Origin of the sequence: Ramlibacter cellulosilyticus (assembly GCF_014297465.1) — a bacterium.
In the GTDB taxonomy this organism is placed as follows: domain Bacteria; phylum Pseudomonadota; class Gammaproteobacteria; order Burkholderiales; family Burkholderiaceae_C; genus Ramlibacter; species Ramlibacter cellulosilyticus.
Window position 1 is genome coordinate 114,091 of the sequence record NZ_JACORT010000009.1, and the last position, 16,296, is coordinate 130,386.

The 16,296-nt window shown below is 69.1% G+C and carries 13 protein-coding genes; 5 read left to right on the forward strand and 8 right to left on the reverse strand.

The window, feature by feature from the left end:
• Window positions 1-80 precede the first annotated feature (80 nt).
• From H8N03_RS19545 to H8N03_RS19575, 7 genes are all read right to left on the reverse strand, one after another.
• Window positions 81-1,283: a ribonucleotide-diphosphate reductase subunit beta gene (locus tag H8N03_RS19545; protein WP_187077899.1), complete on the reverse strand. Its 1,203-nt coding sequence runs from the start codon at window positions 1,281-1,283 to the stop codon at window positions 81-83.
• A 152-nt stretch (window positions 1,284-1,435) separates the two neighbouring features.
• Complete coding sequence (locus tag H8N03_RS19550; protein ID WP_187077900.1) at window positions 1,436-4,390, reverse strand: ribonucleoside-diphosphate reductase subunit alpha; 2,955 nt, start codon at window positions 4,388-4,390, stop codon at window positions 1,436-1,438.
• Window positions 4,391-4,647: 257 nt separating this feature from the next.
• The gene (gene ampD / locus H8N03_RS19555) at window positions 4,648-5,241 is read right to left on the reverse strand and encodes a 1,6-anhydro-N-acetylmuramyl-L-alanine amidase AmpD (protein ID WP_187077901.1); all 594 of its coding nucleotides are present in this window, start codon (window positions 5,239-5,241) and stop codon (window positions 4,648-4,650) included.
• Complete coding sequence (locus tag H8N03_RS19560; RefSeq protein ID WP_187077902.1) at window positions 5,222-6,688, reverse strand: sigma-54-dependent transcriptional regulator; 1,467 nt, start codon at window positions 6,686-6,688, stop codon at window positions 5,222-5,224. The genes ampD and H8N03_RS19560 overlap by 20 nt, the downstream gene beginning before the upstream one ends.
• Window positions 6,688-8,412 carry a two-component system sensor histidine kinase NtrB gene (locus H8N03_RS19565; protein ID WP_187077903.1) on the reverse strand — a complete coding sequence of 575 codons (1,725 nt, stop codon included), beginning with the start codon at window positions 8,410-8,412 and terminating at the stop codon, window positions 6,688-6,690. Before H8N03_RS19565 ends, H8N03_RS19560 begins: the two co-directional genes overlap by 1 nt.
• Window positions 8,413-8,414: 2 nt before the next feature.
• Window positions 8,415-8,648 (reverse strand): PP0621 family protein, encoded by a 234-nt coding sequence (locus tag H8N03_RS19570; protein ID WP_187077904.1) that lies wholly within the window; start codon window positions 8,646-8,648, stop codon window positions 8,415-8,417.
• Window positions 8,645-9,442, reverse strand: coding sequence for a cytochrome C assembly family protein (locus H8N03_RS19575; protein ID WP_187077905.1), 798 nt, complete (start codon window positions 9,440-9,442; stop codon window positions 8,645-8,647). Before H8N03_RS19575 ends, H8N03_RS19570 begins: the two co-directional genes overlap by 4 nt.
• A gap of 83 nt (window positions 9,443-9,525) precedes the next feature.
• Here H8N03_RS19575 and ffh point away from each other — a divergent pair, with 83 nt between their 5' ends.
• The 3 genes from ffh to H8N03_RS19590 all read left to right on the forward strand — a co-directional run bounded on the left by ffh (window position 9,526) and on the right by H8N03_RS19590 (window position 12,976).
• Entirely contained in the window at window positions 9,526-10,893 is a 1,368-nt protein-coding gene (gene ffh / locus H8N03_RS19580; protein ID WP_187077906.1) for a signal recognition particle protein, read from the forward strand.
• 77 nt (window positions 10,894-10,970) lie between these two features.
• Entirely contained in the window at window positions 10,971-12,125 is a 1,155-nt protein-coding gene (locus H8N03_RS19585; protein ID WP_187077907.1) for a glycerophosphodiester phosphodiesterase, read from the forward strand.
• Window positions 12,126-12,268: 143 nt separating this feature from the next.
• Window positions 12,269-12,976 (forward strand): hypothetical protein, encoded by a 708-nt coding sequence (locus H8N03_RS19590; RefSeq protein ID WP_222623056.1) that lies wholly within the window; start codon window positions 12,269-12,271, stop codon window positions 12,974-12,976.
• Between the two features lie 50 nt (window positions 12,977-13,026).
• Here H8N03_RS19590 and H8N03_RS19595 read toward each other — a convergent pair whose 3' ends face one another.
• Window positions 13,027-13,815 (reverse strand): outer membrane beta-barrel protein, encoded by a 789-nt coding sequence (locus H8N03_RS19595; RefSeq protein WP_187077908.1) that lies wholly within the window; start codon window positions 13,813-13,815, stop codon window positions 13,027-13,029.
• A gap of 169 nt (window positions 13,816-13,984) precedes the next feature.
• On the opposite strand from H8N03_RS19595, the gene H8N03_RS19600 reads away from it, so the two are divergent.
• The gene (locus H8N03_RS19600; protein WP_187077909.1) at window positions 13,985-15,175 is read left to right on the forward strand and encodes a M20 aminoacylase family protein; all 1,191 of its coding nucleotides are present in this window, start codon (window positions 13,985-13,987) and stop codon (window positions 15,173-15,175) included.
• Window positions 15,176-15,287: 112 nt separating this feature from the next.
• A complete protein-coding gene (locus H8N03_RS19605; RefSeq protein ID WP_187077910.1) occupies window positions 15,288-16,247 on the forward strand; it encodes a tripartite tricarboxylate transporter substrate-binding protein in 960 nt (319 codons plus the stop codon).
• The last annotated feature ends 49 nt before the right edge of the window (window positions 16,248-16,296 follow it).

The window sequence follows — 16,296 nt, forward strand, 5'->3', positions numbered from 1 at the left end:
CACCTTCGCCCGCCACGCCCCGGAATCTTTGCGTTCCGTGGTGCGTGCGGGCGTCAAACCCAAACTACTCGCAGTTGCCGTCAATCCCAGGAAAGAGCTCCACCCGTCTGGTATTCGATCACGCGGGTCTCAAAGAAATTGCGCTCTTTCTTCAGGTCAATCATTTCGCTCATCCACGGGAAGGGGTTTTCCTCGTTCGGGAAAAGCGCTTCCAGGCCGATCTGCGTGGCGCGCCGGTTGGCGATGTAGCGCAGGTAGCCCTTGAACATGGAGGCATTGAGTCCCAGCACGCCGCGGGGCATCGTGTCCTCGGCGTAGCGGTACTCGAGTTCGACAGCCTTGAGGAACAGGCCCTTGATCTCCGCCTTGAAGTCGGCGGTCCACAGGTGCGGGTTCTCGAGCTTGATCTGGTTGATGAGGTCGATGCCGAAGTTGCAGTGCATCGATTCGTCGCGCAGGATGTACTGGTACTGCTCGGCGGCGCCAGTCATCTTGTTCTGCCGGCCCAGCGCGAGGATCTGCGTGAAGCCGACGTAGAAGAACAGGCCTTCCATCAGGCAGGCGAAGACGATCAGGCTCTTCAGGAGGCGCTGGTCGTTCTCCGGCGTGCCGGTGTGGAAGTGGGGATCCATGATCGCGTCGATGAAGGGGATCAGGAACTCGTCCTTGTCCCGGATCGACTGCACCTCATGGTAGGCGTTGAAGATCTCGCTCTCGTCCAGGCCCAGCGACTCCACGATGTACTGGTAGGCGTGGGTGTGGATCGCCTCTTCGAAAGCCTGGCGCAGCAGGAACTGGCGGCACTCGGGCGCCGTGATGTGGCGGTAGGTGCCCAGGGTGATGTTGTTGGCGGCCAGCGAGTCGGCCGTCACGAAGAAGCCGAGGTTGCGCTTGATGATCCGGCGCTCGTCCTCGGACAACCCGTTCGGGTCCTTCCACAGGGCGATGTCGCGGTTCATGTTGATTTCCTGCGGCATCCAGTGGTTGGCGCAGGTCGCCAGGTACTTCTCCCAGGCCCACTTGTACTTGAAGGGGACGAGCTGGTTGACGTCGGTCTGGCCGTTGATGATGCGCTTGTCGGCGGCGCTCACGCGGCGCGTGCTGGCGGCGGACCTGGCGGCAGGCTGCGTGACGATCGGAGCGATCACCGGTGCGGTGGCTCCATCGTCAAGGGTGCGCAGTGCAGGCTGGGGAATGGAAACGCTTGCCTCGCGGTTCGGAAGCAAACCGCTATTCACGGGCTTTGACGGTGTGGGCGTGACTTCGTCGTCCCAGGTCAACATAGGTGTTCCAGTGCTCGGATTATGCGAGCCCGGATGCGCGAATCAAAGTGTCCGTTCACATCCGGTGCGCATTTTGTTGCTTCATTGCATCGGCGTTCTGTCGGAGAACGCCGATACCTCTTTCATTTCGCGTGTGTTCGATCGCTGCGCGATCACTGGCACGCTTCGCACGTCGGGTCGTCGACGCCACAGAACTTGATGTCCGTCGCCGGCGTGGACGTCGCTGCATCGATCTGCGCGCGCGCCGCGGCGGCGGCCGCTTCCATCGCGCTCATCGCGCCGCTGCCGCTGTGCGCGGGAGCGGCGTGCATGCCGCCCGCGCCGTTGCCGTTGCTCACCGCATTCAGGCGGCCGCTGGACACCGTCGACTTCTCCGCCTGCGTCGCGCTGGTCGTGCGCAGGTAGTAGGTGGTCTTCAGGCCGCGCAGCCACGCCAGCTTGTAGGTCTCGTCCAGCTTCTTGCCCGAGGCGCCGGCCATGTAGATGTTCAGCGACTGGGCCTGGTCGATCCACTTCTGGCGGCGGGCGGCGGCTTCCACCAGCCACACCGGCTCCACCTCGAAGGCGGTCGCGTACAGGGCCTTCACGTCCTGCGGCACGCGGTCGATGGGGCGCAGCGATCCGTCGAAGTGCTTCAGGTCCATGACCATCACGTCGTCCCACAGGCCCAGGCGCTTGAGGTCGCGCACCAGGTAGTGGTTGATCACCGTGAACTCGCCGGACAGGTTGGACTTGACCGAGAGGTTGCCGAAGCAGGGCTCGATCGAGGCGTCCACGCCGATGATGTTGGAGATGGTCGCGGTCGGGGCGATGGCCACGCAGTTGCTGTTGCGCATGCCGTCGGCGGCGATCTTCTTGCGCAGGGCGTCCCAGTCGAGCGTGGTGGACCGGTCGACGTCCACGTACTGCTCGCCACGCGCGTCCGCCAGCAGGTCCAGCGTGTCCAGGGGCAGGATGCCCTTGTCCCACAGCGAACCCTTGTAGCTGGAATAGCGGCCGCGCTCGCGGGCCAGCTCGGTCGACGCCCAGTAGGCGTAGTAGCAGACGGCCTCCATGGACTCGTCGGCGAACTGGATCGCGTCCTTGGACGCGTACGGGATGCGCAGCTCGTACAGCGCGTCCTGGAAGCCCATGACGCCCAGGCCCACCGGGCGGTGGCGCATGTTGGAGTCGCGGGCCTTCTTGACGGCGTAGTAGTTGATGTCGATCACGTTGTCGAGCATCCGCATCGCCGTGGCGATCGTCTTCTTCAGCTTCTCCTGGTCGATCTTGCCGTCCTTCAGGTGCTGCAGCAGGTTCACGGAACCCAGGTTGCAGACGGCCGTCTCGGTGTCGGACGTGTTCAGCGTGATCTCGGTGCACAGGTTGGACGAGTGCACCACGCCGGCGTGCTGCTGCGGGGAGCGCACGTTGCAGGCATCCTTGAACGTGATCCAGGGATGGCCGGTCTCGAACAGCATCGAGAGCATCTTGCGCCAGAGATCCGTCGCGGGGACGGACTTGCTCGGCTTGATCTCGCCGCGCTTCGCCTTCTCTTCGTAGGCCAGGTAGGCCTTCTCGAACTCGGCGCCGAACTTGTCGTGCAGGTCGGGCACGGAGGAGGGCGAGAACAGCGTCCACTCGCCCTTTTCCATCACGCGGCGCATGAACAGGTCCGGGATCCAGTTGGCCGTGTTCATGTCGTGCGTGCGGCGGCGGTCGTCGCCGGTGTTCTTGCGCAGCTCCAGGAACTCTTCCACGTCCAGGTGCCAGGACTCCAGGTAGGCGCAGACGGCGCCCTTGCGCTTGCCGCCCTGGTTCACGGCGACGGCGGTGTCGTTCACCACCTTCAGGAAGGGGACCACGCCCTGCGATTCGCCGTTGGTGCCCTTGATGTGGGAGCCCAGGGCGCGCACCCGCGTCCAGTCGTTGCCCAGGCCGCCCGCGAACTTGGACAGCAGGGCGTTTTCCTTGATCGACTCGTAGATGCCGTCCAGGTCGTCCGGCACCGTGGTCAGGTAGCACGAGGACAGCTGGGACCGCAGCGAGCCGCTGTTGAACAGCGTCGGCGTGGACGACATGAAGTCGAAGCTGGAGAGGACTTCGTAGAACTCGATCGCGCGGGCTTCGCGGTCGATCTCGTTGAGCGCCAGGCCCATGGCCACGCGCATGAAGAAGGCCTGCGGCAGCTCGATGCGGGTCTTGCGGACGTGCAGGAAGTAGCGGTCGTACAGGGTCTGCAGGCCCAGGTAGTCGAACTTGTGGTCACGCTCGGGCTTGAGCGCGGCGCCCAGGCGCTTCAGGTCGTACTGCAGCAGCTTCTCGTCCAGCAGCTCGTTGTCCACGCCCTTCTTGATGAAGAGGGGGAAGTTGTCCGCGTAGGCGGCGGCGCGGTCGGCGACCTTGACTTCCTCGCCCAGCACTTCCTTGAAGATCGTGTGCAGCAGCAGGCGGGCCGTGACGAAGGTGTAGTCCGGCTCCTTCTCGATCAGCGTGCGGGCGGCCAGGATGGAGGCCTTGTAGACCTCGTCCAGCGGCACGCCGTCGTACAGGTTGCGCTGCGTTTCGGCGACGATGGGATCGGGCTTGACGTCCGCGCCGAGGCCCGTGCAGGCGTCGACGATCAGCGACTTGAGCGCCGCGATGTCCAGCGGCACGCGCTGGCCCTGGTCCAGCACGTGGAACTGCGGCGCGGCGGGGGCCTGGTCCTGCTGCTGCTTGGCGCGCTCCTGCGCGCGGCGCTCGCGGTACAGCACGAAGGCACGGGCGACCTCGTGGTGGCCACCGCGCATCAGGCCGAGTTCCACGGCGTCCTGGATGTCCTCGATGTGGAAGGTGCCGCCGCCCGGACGCGAGCGCACCAGCGCCTTGATCACGGACTGCGTCAGGACTTCCACGGTCTCGCGGACGCTGGCGGAGGCCGCGCCCTGGGTGCCGTGCACCGCCAGGAAGGCCTTCATCGCGGCGACGGCGATCTTGTTCGGTTCGAAGGGGACCACGGCGCCGTTGCGGCGGATGATCTGGTAGTGCGCGAGCGGCGTCGCGGTGGCCTGGCCGGCATCGACGGCAGGCGCGGCGCCATGGGCGCCGGCGAGGGTGGTGGTGGGAGTGCCCAGTGCAGGTTGCATGCTTCTTCCTCGTCTGCAGTTGTTCTCTGGAGGGCTGCGAAGTGTAGCGCCTCCCTCTCTTGCGGGGCACTATAGCTAGTGTTCCCCGGGGCATCAAGCACTAGATGTAGTGGTTCACGAGCACAAACCGGTGCACCACCTGTGGACAACGCTGTGGAGCGCCTGTGGTGCGGGTTTGCACGAGGATGCGCGGAACCACGGCGTGAACTGCTTCGCGCTTGTCGCGTTGTGCGAGAGCAACCTCGCGGAAGGAGGCGTCAGGCCCGCGGGGGGAACATGCCGTCAGGCCATCCCAGTTCGCGCTGCAGCAGGGCCCAGTCGAAGTTCTCGCCGGGGTCCTTCTTGCGCACCGGCGCGATGTGCTCGTGGCCGGCGACGTGGCGGATGGGATAGTGCTGCGCGATCGCGGCGCACACGGCGGCCAGCGCCTCGTACTGCGCCGCCTCGAAGGTCTCGCCCTCGAGCCCCTCCAGCTCGATGCCGATCGAGTCGTCGTTGCAGTTCTCGCGCCCGCGCCAGGCGGACTTGCCGGCGTGCCACGCGCGGTCGTCGCAGCTCACGAACTGCAGCAGCGCGCCGTCGCGGCGGATGAAGAAGTGCGCGGACACCTGGGCGCCGCGGATCTGCTGGAAGTAAGGGTGCGCATCCCAGTCCAGCGTGTTCGTGAACAGCTGCCGCACCTCGTCGCCGCCGTACACGCCGGGCGGCAGGCTGATGGAATGCACCACCACGAGGTCGATCTCGGCACCTTCCGGGCGCGCGCCGAAGTTCGGGGAATCCACGCGGTGCGCGAAGCGGTACCAGCCGTCCTCCCACAGCGGGTCGGGCGCTTCAGGCGGTGTGGGGCTCATCGGGCTCGTCGTTGCCCGGCGTGGCGATGGCCAGGCGCGCGATGCGGTAGCGGATCTGGCGCAGGCTCAGTCCCAGGCGCTGCGCCGCGGCCGTGCGGTTGAAGTTGGTCTCGCGCAGCGCCTTCACCAGGATCTCGCGCTCCTGCTGGTCCAGGTAGGCCTGCAGGTCGCTGGGCACTTCGGCGGCGGCTGCGGCCGCCTGCGGCGCCGCCGCCGGCACGGACTCCCCCATCGGAAGGGGCGCGGCGCAAGTCGTCGGCGCGAAGTCCACCTGCAGCTGGCTGCCGTCGGACAGCGCCAGCGCGCGGTGCAGCAGGTTCTCCAGCTCGCGCACGTTGCCGGGCAGCGGATGCGCCTGCAGCTGGGCGACCACGTGCGGCGACAGCTGCGGCGCCGGCATGCCGGTTTCCTGCGCGATGCGCGAGAGCAGCGCCTCGCACAGCATGGGCAGGTCCTCGCGCCGCTCGCGCAGCGGCGGCACCAGGATCTCGATCACGTTCAGGCGGTAGAACAGGTCCTGGCGGAAGCGGCCGGCCTGCACGTCGGCGGCCAGGTCCTTGTGCGTGGCGCTCACGACCCGCACGTCCACGGATTCCTCGGTCGTGGAGCCGAGCGCGCGCACGCTGCGCTCCTGGATGGCGCGCAGCAGCTTGGACTGCATCGCCAGCGGCAGGTCGCCGATCTCGTCGAGGAACAGCGTGCCGCCCTGCGCGGCCTGGAAGAAGCCTTCGCGGTCGGCCGTCGCGCCGGTGTACGACCCCTTCTTCGCGCCGAAGAATTCCGCCTCCAGCAGCGTCTCCGGGATCGCGCTGCAGTTCACCGCGACGAAGGGGCCGCCCGCACGGTGGCTGCAGGCGTGGATGGCGCGCGCGACCAGTTCCTTGCCGGTGCCCGACTCGCCGCGCACCAGCACGGGCGCCATGCTGCGCGCCACCTTGCCGATGCGCTCCTTGACCAGGCGCATGGGCGCCGAATCGCCCACCAGCCGCATCAGCGCGCCGTGGCCGCCGGTGCGCTCGCCCGCCGGCGCGGAGCCGCGCGCGGCGCCGGCGACGCGCCGCTCCGGCGTGCCGGTTTCCTGGATGGCCGAAGCGACGACCGTGCGGAACTGCTTCAGGTCCACCGGCTTGGTGAGGTAGTCGAACGCGCCCGCCTTCAGCGCCTCCACGGCGTTCTCCGCGGAGCCGTAGGCCGTCATCACCACGCAGCGTTCGGGACGCTGCTGCGAACTCATGCGCTGCAGCAGCTCCAGGCCGAGGCCATCGGGCAGGCGCATGTCGGTGATCACCGCGTCGAAGCGCTGCTGCTCCAGCAGCGCGCAGGCCTCGCCGAGCGTGCTCGCCGCTTCCACGCGATAGCCCTCGCGCAGCAGCGTGAGTTCGTAGAGCGTGCGCAGGTCCGGTTCGTCGTCGACGACGAGGACGTGGGCGGGAGAAGCGGCAGCCATCAGGCGCGTATTGTGCCCAAGGGCACGTCGTCTGGCACCACCGTCGTGCGCGTGCGGAATGTCACGCTGAATGCATTTCCTTCGCGGCTGCTGCCGTCCGGCGCGCTGCTGCGCGCGTAGGTGATCAGCGCGCCGTGCCGGTCGCACAGCTCGCGGCAGATGTAGAGGCCGAGTCCGCTGGAGCGGCTCTGCGACGAGAAGAAGGGCTCGAACAGGTGGCGCTGCACGCCCGGGTCCAGCGGCGCGCCGTCGCTCCACACCGTCATGCGCGCCTGCCCCAGGTGCAGGTCGGTCGCGACGACGATGGCGCCGGGCGCGCCGGAGGCGTGGCGCAGCGCGTTATCGAGCAGGTTGACGAGGATGCGGCGCAGGTGCTCGCCGTCGAACGCCGCCCACGCGGGGCTCGACCCGGGGCGCCAGTGCACGCGGTCGCCGGCCGCGGCATGCCGTTGCCATTCGGCGACGAACTGTTCGACGACCTGGTCGAGTTCCAGCCAGTCGGTGGTGGGCGCCTGCACGCGCGCGAGGTTGAGGATCTCCTCCACGATCTGCGACAGCCGCTGCGAGTTCTTGCGCACGAGCGCGGCGAGCTGCTGGTGCGAAGGGTCGGTGAGCTCCTCGGACAGCAGGCCGTTCGCCTGCGAGATGGCGGCGAGCGGATTGCGGATCTCGTGCGCCACCGCCGCCGACATGCGGCCCATCGCCGCCAGCTTCTCCGTGCGCACCTGCGCCTCTGCTTCGCGCAGGTCCTGCAGGAACATCACGCACAGCGTCTGGCTCCACGGGTCCTGCGGCGGCGTGAGGCGCGTGCGGACCTTCAGGTGCAGGCGCTCGCCGGGCCCGAGCTCCAGGGCGATTTCCGCCGTCTGCGCATCGCCGCTGTCGAAGGTGCGCTGCGCCAGGGCCGCGAGCGGCCGCCAGCCCGGACGCGACACCAGCGCGAGCGAAGCGGGTGCCTCGCGCGCCTGCCATCCCAGCAGGCTGCGGGCCGCCGGGTTCGCGGCGTGGATGCGCCAGTCCATGCCGATCACGAGCAGGCCGTCGCTCAGGGTGTCGATCACCAGCTCGTTGACGTGCGCCTGCGTGCGCGCGGCCGACAGGCCCTGGCGCGCCGCCATCTCCTCGCGCGCGAGCCGCACCGCAAGCTGGTTGGCGAGCAGCGCCACCACGAAATAGCCGCCGCCGGTGAGCGCCGCCTGCACGAGCCGCGACGTGTGCTCCGCGCCTTCCAGCGACTGCAGCCAGCCGTCCACCAGCAGCAGCATGGTGACGCCGGCCGCCGTCCCCAGCGCCAGCAGCGTGGAGCCGAGCACGGAAGCGGTGAGCACCGGCAGCGCGAACAGCGGCGAGTAGCTGAGGCCCGCGGCCTGCAGGAAGTGCAGCGTCGAGAAAGCCAGCAGGTCGATGCCGATGGTGGAGACCCACTGCGGGTCGAAGCTGCGGCCCGGCGCCGAGGGACGCGTGAAGATGCGCACCGCCACCGACGCGGCGAGGTAGGTGGCGCACAGCGCCAGCTGCCAGTAGTTCCAGGGCGCGACGCCGGTGACCATCAGCGCGCCCAGCAGCACCAGCAGCGTCACCGCGGTGCCCATGCGGGCCATCATGAAGCCGAGCCACATGCGGTGGAACGGCGAGCTCTCCGGTCGCGGCGGATGCAGGACGGGCACGTCCCACGTCCAGGTGGAATGGCTCCACGTGGAGTTGGTGCCGGAACGGCTGCCCATGGTCAGCCGCCGGCGCGCAGCCGGTGCTCCTTGCAGCAGTAGAACTGGCCCGCGGGGCCGGGCAGCGCGTCCGACTGCGGCAGGTGCAGCCCGCAGCTCGCGCAGCGCACCATCTCCTGCGGGGCACCGGGACGCCGCGGGGGCGGCGGGGCGTCGCGGCGGCGGTCTTCGAGGCGGTTGTTGCGCCAGACCATGTACGCGATCACCAGCACCGCGAGCAGCACGAGGTATTTCATGCCGGCCGCCTCAGCACGACTTCGAGCACGAAGCGCGAGCCCACGTAGGCCAGCAGCAGCAGCACGGAGCCGATGTAGATCACGTTGACGGCCCGCCGCCCGCGCAGCCCGAAGCGGAAGCGCCCGAGCAGCAGCACGGCGAACACGCCCCAGGACAGCACCGAGAAGATGGTCTTGTGGTCCCAGCGGAAGGCGCGGCCGTACAGCTGCTCGGAGAAGAAGATGCCGGCGACCAGCGTGCCCGTGAGCAGCACGAAGCCCGCGGTCGCGAAGCGGAACGTGAGCCGCTCGAGCGTCAGCAGGGGCACGCCGGCCTGGGGCTCGGCGCCCTGGCGGATGCTGTGCTCCACCCGCGACAGCATCCACGCATGGACGGCGGCGGCGGCGAACAGCCCGTAGGCGGCGATGCCCAGCGCCCAGTGCAGCGACAGCCAGGGGGAGACGGTCACGTGCAGCGGCGAGCCGGGAAAGGCGAAGGCCAGGAGGACGGCCGCGGCACCCAGGAAGGCCAGCGCCCAGCGGGCGCGCAGCTGCGGGAACATCTGCTTTTCCACCACGTAGACGGTGAGCACGAGCCAGGCGGTGACGGAGATGGCCGGCGCGAACCCGAAGCGCGGCGTGTCCCCGAACAGGCTCCACGCCAGCGTGGCCGCATGCAGCAGCCAGGCGGCCAGCAGCGCCCGGCGCGCGGCCGTCTCGCTCAGCCGGGCGGCACCCACGGCGGGCACGGCATAGGCGGCCGCGGCCGCCAGCGTGAGCGCCACACCGCCGGGGGACGCACTGGATAGAATCATGGGTCGAGTTTAGCCCCTGGCTTTTGCCGCCCTTCCGCGCGCGCGAAGAGCCTGTGGCGCATCCCCCACTTCCTCCCCCCGCCATGGCCTCCGCACTCTCCGAGAAACTTTCACGCCTCGTCAAGCAGATGCGCGGCCAGGCCCGCATCACGGAAGACAACGTGCAGGAAATGCTGCGCGAGGTCCGCATGGCCCTGCTCGAGGCCGACGTCGCCCTGCCGGTGGTGCGCGACTTCATCGCGCGCGTGAAGGACAAGGCGCTCGGCCAGGAGGTGGTAGGCTCGCTCAACCCCGGCCAGGCGCTGGTGGGCATCGTCAACCGCGAGCTCGTCGCGACCATGGGCGAGGGCGTCAGCGACATCAACCTCGCCGCCCAGCCGCCGGCCGTGATCCTCATGGCCGGCCTGCAGGGCGCCGGCAAGACGACCACCACCGCGAAGCTGGCCAAGCACCTGATCGAGAAGCGCAGGAAGAAGGTGCTGACCGTGTCCGGCGACGTGTACCGCCCCGCGGCCATCGAGCAGCTGAAGACGGTGACGAAGCAGGCGGGCGCCGAGTGGTTCCCGAGCTCGCCCGACCAGAAACCGGTGGACATCGCGCGCGCCGCGATCGATTTCGCGCGCAAGGGCTACTTCGACGTGCTGCTGGTCGACACGGCCGGCCGCCTCGCGATCGACGAGGCCATGATGCGCGAGATCCAGGAGCTGCACGCGGTGCTCAAGCCCGTGGAGACCCTGTTCGTCGTCGACGCCATGCAGGGCCAGGACGCGGTGAACACCGCCAAGGCCTTCAAGGAGGCGCTGCCCCTCACCGGCATCGTCCTCACCAAGCTGGACGGCGACTCGCGCGGCGGTGCGGCGCTGTCGGTGCGGCAGATCACCGGCGCGCCGATCAAGTTCGCCGGCGTCAGCGAGAAGATCGACGGGCTGGAAGTCTTCGACGCGGAACGGCACGCCGGCCGCATCCTGGGCATGGGCGACATCGTCGCGCTGGTGGAGCAGGTGCAGGCCGGCGTCGACATGGAGGCCGCGCAGAAGCTGGCCGCCAAGGTCAAGAGCGGCGAAGGCTTCGACCTGGAAGACTTCCTGATGCAGCTGCGCCAGATGAAGCAGATGGGCGGCCTGTCGACGCTGATGGACAAGATGCCCGCGCAGGTGCAGGCCAAGGCCGGGCAGGTGGACATGGACAAGGCGGAGCGTGACATCCGCCGCAAGGAAGGCATCATCTGCTCCATGACGCCGGCGGAGCGCCGCAAGCCCGAGATGATCAAGGCGACCCGCAAGCGCCGCATCGCCGCCGGCGCCGGCGTGCAGGTGCAGGACGTCAATCGGCTGCTGAACGAGTTCGAGCAGATGCAGCAGATGATGAAGAAGATGAAGGGCGGCGCGATGATGAAGATGATGCGCCGCATGGGCGGCGGCAAGGGCGGAATGCCCAAGCTTCCGTTCTGACACCGCGTCACGCGGCCGTCACCGTCCGGCCGGAGAGTGCGTCCCTGGGAGAAGTTCACTTCTTGCAAGGAGGCAGCATGGACAGACGCGAATGGCTGGCGGCCGCTGGGTCGGCCGTCCTGGTTTCGGCGTGCGGCGGGGGCAGCGAAGCCACCGGCGACCCTTCTTCCCTCATGGCGAAAGGCAGCCCTGGCAAGCCGCCGCTGGTGATCGGTCACCGCGGCGCCTCGGGCCTGCGGCCGGAGCACACGCTGGCCTCGTACCAGCTGGCGATCGAGCAGGGCGCGGACTTCATCGAGCCCGACCTGGTGCTCACGAAGGACGGCTTCCTGGTGGCGCGGCACGAGCCGGTGCTGGACGCGACGACGGACGTGTCCGGCAAGTTCCCGCCGAGCCGCAAGTCCACGCGCAACCTCGACGGCGTGCCGACCACGGCGTACTTCGCCAGCGACTTCACGCTCGCCGAAATCAAGACGCTGCGGGCGGTGCAGCCGAACGCGGCGCGGCCGCAGCAGTACAACGGCCTGTTCGAGATCCCCACGCTCGATGAAGTGATCGCGCTGGCCAAGGCGGCGAAGGGCCGCGTGGGCATCTACCCCGAGATCAAGCACTCGACCTTCCATGCGGTGGAGCTCGGCTTCGGTGCCCACACCTTCGAGGACAAGCTGCTGGCGAAGCTGCACGCCGCCTTCGGCAAGGGCAAGGGCGCGCCGGTCTTCATCCAGTCCTTCGAGGTGGCCAACCTGCAGTACCTGCGCACGAAGACGAACATGCGCCTCGTGCAGCTGGTCGACGCCGACGACGTGAACCCGGACGGCAGCATGTCGCTGGTGCCGCCCTACCGCCAGCCCTACGACTTCGTCGTCAGCGGCGACCCGCGCACCTTCGCCGACCTGCTCACGCCCGCCGGGCTGGACTTCGTGAAGACCTATGCCGACGCGATCGGCCCCTGGAAGCCCTACCTGGTGAAGACGGTCGCGGACGGCGTCGACCGCACCGGCGACGGCGTGCTCACGATCAACGACCGCCGCGTGGACGGCAGCACCGGCGTGATCGAGCTCGCGCACGCCCGGGGCCTCGACGTGCACACCTGGACCTTCCGCAACGACGCGAGCGGCTACGGCTTCGCGGACCCGCAGGCCGAGATGGCCTATTACATGCGCCTCGGCGTGGACGGGCTGTTCACGGACTTCCCGGCGACCGGCGTCGCCGCACGCGACAGCCTGCGCTGATCGGTCGAACGGCTCGGACCCGGATGTAGGCCCGGGCCGCTCCCGCATTCGCGCACGCTGCCTACTTGCAGGAAGGCCTGCCGAGCCACACGGGCGCCCCGCCTTTCCGAAGAATGCAGCGAGTCGGAACAGGGAGGTTTGCCATGCAGTATCCGGGCGCACGCACCCGCTCGCTTTCTTCCATCGTCGGCCATTGCGTCATCGCGCTGGCCATGTCGGTCGCGGTGGTCGGCCCGGCCGCGGCCGGGCAGTCCTTGCGCACGGCCAAGGTCGCGGACCTGCGCGGCGAGACCGCGTCGCGCGACGTGCGCCACATCGCCGACTGGGCCGTCGATTCCGGCGATGCGGGCGGCCTGCCCTTCGTCATCGTCGACAAACTCGAGAGCCGGGTGTTCGTCTTCCATGCCGACGGGCGCCTGCGCGGCGCCAGCCCGGCGCTGGTCGGCGCCGCGCGGGGCGACGCCAACGTGCCCGACATCGGCACGCGCGCGATTTCCAGCATCCGGCCCGAGGAGCGGCTGACGCCCGCGGGCCGCTTCACGGCCGTGATGGGGCAGGGGCCCAAGGGCGAGGACATCCTGTGGGTGGACTACGACTCCGCGCTCGCATTGCACCGCGTGGTGACCAACGTGCCGCAGGAGCGGCGGCTGCAGCGCCTGCAGAGCCCGGTGGCCGCCGAGCGCCGCATCACCTACGGCTGCATCAACGTGCCGGTGGCTTTCTACGAGTCCGTCGTGCGCCCCGCTTTCGCGGGCACGCGCGGCATCGTCTACATCCTGCCCGAGGCCGCGCCCGCGCAGCAGCTGTTCGGGTCGTACGAGGTGCGGCACGAGGTGAGCAGCGCGCACTGACCAAAAAAGAAACCCGCCGCCGGCGGGTTTCTTCATGTCGTGGGCTGGCCTCAGTTGCGGTACGGGCGTGCCGCGGGGGCCGGTGCGGGCACCGGGGCCGGCGCGGGCGCGGGTGCGACTTGCGGAGCGGGCGCAGGCACGGGCGCGATCACGCGCGGGGCCGGGGCCGGCGCGGGGATCACGGCAGGCGCGGGAGCCGGGGCCACGACGCGGGTCACGGCCGGCGCACCGAAGCGGTAGACCAGGCCGATCGACGCGACGTCGATGTCGCCGCGGCCGCGGAAGGCGTCGTCCACGCGATAGCGTTCCCACTCGCCACGCACCGCCAGCTGCGGCGTGAAGGCGTATTCGACGCCGAGGCCGTACTTCGGGCCCCACTCGCGCTCGCTGCGCGAGGTGCCGCCGAAGTCGGTGCGGGCGCGCGTGTACGCGGCGCCGATGCGGCCGAAGACGGAGAAGCGGTCCGAGAGCGGCAGGGAGCCGACCAGGTCCAGGTTCAGGCCCTGGTAGCGGGCGCTGCCGGTGCCGCCGGGCGCGGCGTAGCCGAAGTCGTAGCGGCCCAGGTCGTAGTAGCCGCCTTCGATGGCGAAGTTGCGGTTGATCTGGTAGCCGCCGTACAGCTTCCACGCGGTGTCCTTGTCGTCTTCGCCGAAGCCGACGCCGGGCGCCACGATGGGGGCCGGCTGGTCGAAGTCGGTGGAGGCACGTCCGACGTTGCCGCCGATGTACCAGCCCGGCGCCCACTGCGCGGCGGCCTGCGTGGACAGCGTGGCGCCCAGCACGGCCAGCCCGATGGCGCCGACGCGGAACGCGATGGAGGAATACTCTTTAGAAGCCAACTGCTTTCTCCCTTGTAAGAGCCGCGAAGTCTAGGGAGGGTGAAAAAACGCGTGGGCCGGGTGGCTCAGCATCTGCGCAAATACAACGAGCGCAAGTGCAACATCCCTTTGCTGAGCATGTTCGTGGTACGCCGCGTGCGAAGGACCGGCTGCTTATACTGCCGCGACCATGAAACTCGTCGACAGCTTCGCCGACGTCGCGCGCTTCGTCGCCCTGCGCCGCGACATCCACATGCATCCCGAACTGGGCTTCGAGGAGCACCGCACCTCGCAGATCGTGGCGGAGAAGCTGCGGGAATGGGGCGTGGAGGTCCACGCCGGAATTGCCGGCACCGGCGTCGTGGGCGTGCTGCGCAATGGCACCGGCCACCGCTCCATCGGCCTGCGCGCGGACCTCGACGCGCTGCCGCTGCAGGAGGAGAACCGGTTCGCGCACCGCTCCCGGCACGACGGCCGCATGCACGCGTGCGGGCACGACGGGCACACCGCCATGCTGCTCGCAGCGGCCTGGCACCTGGCGCAGAGCCGCGACTTCGACGGCACGGTGAACTTCATCTTCCAGCCGGCCGAGGAGATGGGCAAGGCGGGCGCGCTGAAGATGGTGCAGGAAGGATTGTTCGAGCGCTTCCCCTGCGAGGCCGTGTTCGCGCTGCACAACTTCGCGGTGCCCACGGGACGCTTCGCGCTGAATCCGGGGCCCCTCATGGCGTCGAGCAACACGTGGAAGGTGACGGTCCACGGGCGCGGCACGCATGCCTCGCAGCCGCACACGGGCGTGGACCCGGTGGCGGCGGTGATCGACCTCGGGCAGCAGTTGCAGACGCTGGTGCCGAAGGTGATCCCGTCGACCGAGCGCGCGCTGCTCGCGGTCACCCAGATCCAGGGGTCCGGTGCGCCGAACGTCATCCCGGACGAAGCCTGGGTGGGCGGCACGGTGCGCACCTTCTCGGTGGAAGCGACCGACAGCATCGAGGCAGGGATCCGGCGCCTGGCCGATGGCATCGCCGCGGCGCACGGGTGCCGCGCGGAGCTGTCCTTCCGCCGCGCCTCGCCGCCGGTGGTGAACCATGCGAAGGAAGCCGCCTTCGCGGCGGACGTGATGCGCGAGGTCGTGGGCGCGGAGCGTGTCGACGACGCCTTCCCCGCCGTGATGGCGGCGGAGGACTTCGCGCACATGCTGCGCGCCAGGCCGGGCTGCTACGCCTTCATCGGCAACGGCGACGGCGGCCACCGCCTGCCGGAGCACGGGCCCGGTCCTTGCATCATCCACAACACCTCGTTCGACTTCAACGACGAGATCATCCCCATCGGCGCCAGCTATTTCGTCCGGCTGGCGCAGAAGTGGCTAGCCAGAACATGACCCACCCCCGAAGCGGCCTGCGGCCGCCTCCCCCTCAAGGGGGCGCCCCCAGCGGCCCGGCAAAGCCGGTTCCGCGGCGGCACTTGAACACCTTTGCAATGGAGAAGCCCTGATGTCGATCCATCGTTTCCGCAGCGCCGCCGTCGCGCTGGTCCTCGCCGCGGCCGCGGCTTCCCCGGCGCTGGCGCAGCGCGTGATCCGCATCGTGGTGCCTTTCGGCCCCGGCGCCGTGCAGGACACCATCGCGCGCACCTTCAACGCCGAACTCGGGCAGCAGCTCGGGGCCAGCGTGATCGTGGAGAACCGGCCGGGCGCGGGCGGCACGGTGGGCACGGGCGCCGCGGCCAAGGCGACGGACAACAACACGCTGGTGCTGGCCGCCGCGAGCCACACGCTCGCCGGCCACCTCTACAGCAAGCTGCCGTACGACCCCGTGAAGGACTTCGTGGGCGTCGCCTACGTCGGCAACACGGGCTACGTGATCGCGGCGCCGGGCAACCTGGGCGTGAACTCGCTGGCCGACTACGTGAAGCTGGTGAAGTCGCAGCCGGGCAAATTGAACTACGCCTCGGCCGGCAACGGCAGCGCGACGCACCTGGGCATGGCCTACTTCCTGGCGAAGGCGGGCGTCGAGATGCAGCACGTGCCGATGAAGTCCACGGGCGACGCGGTCAACGAGGTGCTGGCCGGGCGGGTGCAGGGCGTCACGTCCTCCCTGATCGGCGTGACCGGGTTCAAGAACGATCCCCGCATCAAGATCCTCGCGTACACGGGCGCGCAGCGTTCGAAGTTCATGCCGGAACTGCCGACCGCCGCGGAGCAGGGCGTGCCCGGCTACAAGTTCGACTCGTGGATCGGCGTGCTCGCCCCCGCGTCGCTGCCGCGCGCCGAAGCCGAGAAGATCAACGCCGCGATGCAGAAGGTGCTGGCGATGCCGGTCATCCAGGAGCGGCTGGCGAACCTGGGCGTGGAGCCTGGAGCCATGTCGGTGGACGACTTCCAGAAGCTGCTGCGCGCCGACTACGAGCAGGCGGGGGTGCTGGTGAAGGCGTCCGGCGCGCGGATCGAGTGAAGCTGGGGTGCGGCTTCGCCGCAACCCAGCCTACGAAAGCACCGATGCA

Excerpts from the sequence above, each read along its gene's own strand:
- H8N03_RS19560 (WP_187077902.1), bottom strand. The coding sequence starts at position 6,688 with ATGGCTGCCGCTTCTCCCGCCCACGTCCTCGTCGTCGACGACGAACCG.
- H8N03_RS19605 (WP_187077910.1), top strand. The coding sequence starts at position 15,288 with ATGTCGATCCATCGTTTCCGCAGCGCCGCCGTCGCGCTGGTCCTCGCC.
- ffh (WP_187077906.1), top strand. The coding sequence starts at position 9,526 with ATGGCCTCCGCACTCTCCGAGAAACTTTCACGCCTCGTCAAGCAGATG.
- H8N03_RS19585 (WP_187077907.1), top strand. The coding sequence starts at position 10,971 with ATGGACAGACGCGAATGGCTGGCGGCCGCTGGGTCGGCCGTCCTGGTT.
- H8N03_RS19575 (WP_187077905.1), bottom strand. The coding sequence starts at position 9,442 with ATGATTCTATCCAGTGCGTCCCCCGGCGGTGTGGCGCTCACGCTGGCG.
- H8N03_RS19600 (WP_187077909.1), top strand. The coding sequence starts at position 13,985 with ATGAAACTCGTCGACAGCTTCGCCGACGTCGCGCGCTTCGTCGCCCTG.
- H8N03_RS19565 (WP_187077903.1), bottom strand. The coding sequence starts at position 8,412 with ATGGGCAGCCGTTCCGGCACCAACTCCACGTGGAGCCATTCCACCTGG.
- H8N03_RS19545 (WP_187077899.1), bottom strand. The coding sequence starts at position 1,283 with ATGTTGACCTGGGACGACGAAGTCACGCCCACACCGTCAAAGCCCGTG.
- H8N03_RS19570 (WP_187077904.1), bottom strand. The coding sequence starts at position 8,648 with ATGAAATACCTCGTGCTGCTCGCGGTGCTGGTGATCGCGTACATGGTC.
- H8N03_RS19550 (WP_187077900.1), bottom strand. The coding sequence starts at position 4,390 with ATGCAACCTGCACTGGGCACTCCCACCACCACCCTCGCCGGCGCCCAT.
- H8N03_RS19590 (WP_222623056.1), top strand. The coding sequence starts at position 12,269 with ATGCAGTATCCGGGCGCACGCACCCGCTCGCTTTCTTCCATCGTCGGC.
- ampD (WP_187077901.1), bottom strand. The coding sequence starts at position 5,241 with ATGAGCCCCACACCGCCTGAAGCGCCCGACCCGCTGTGGGAGGACGGC.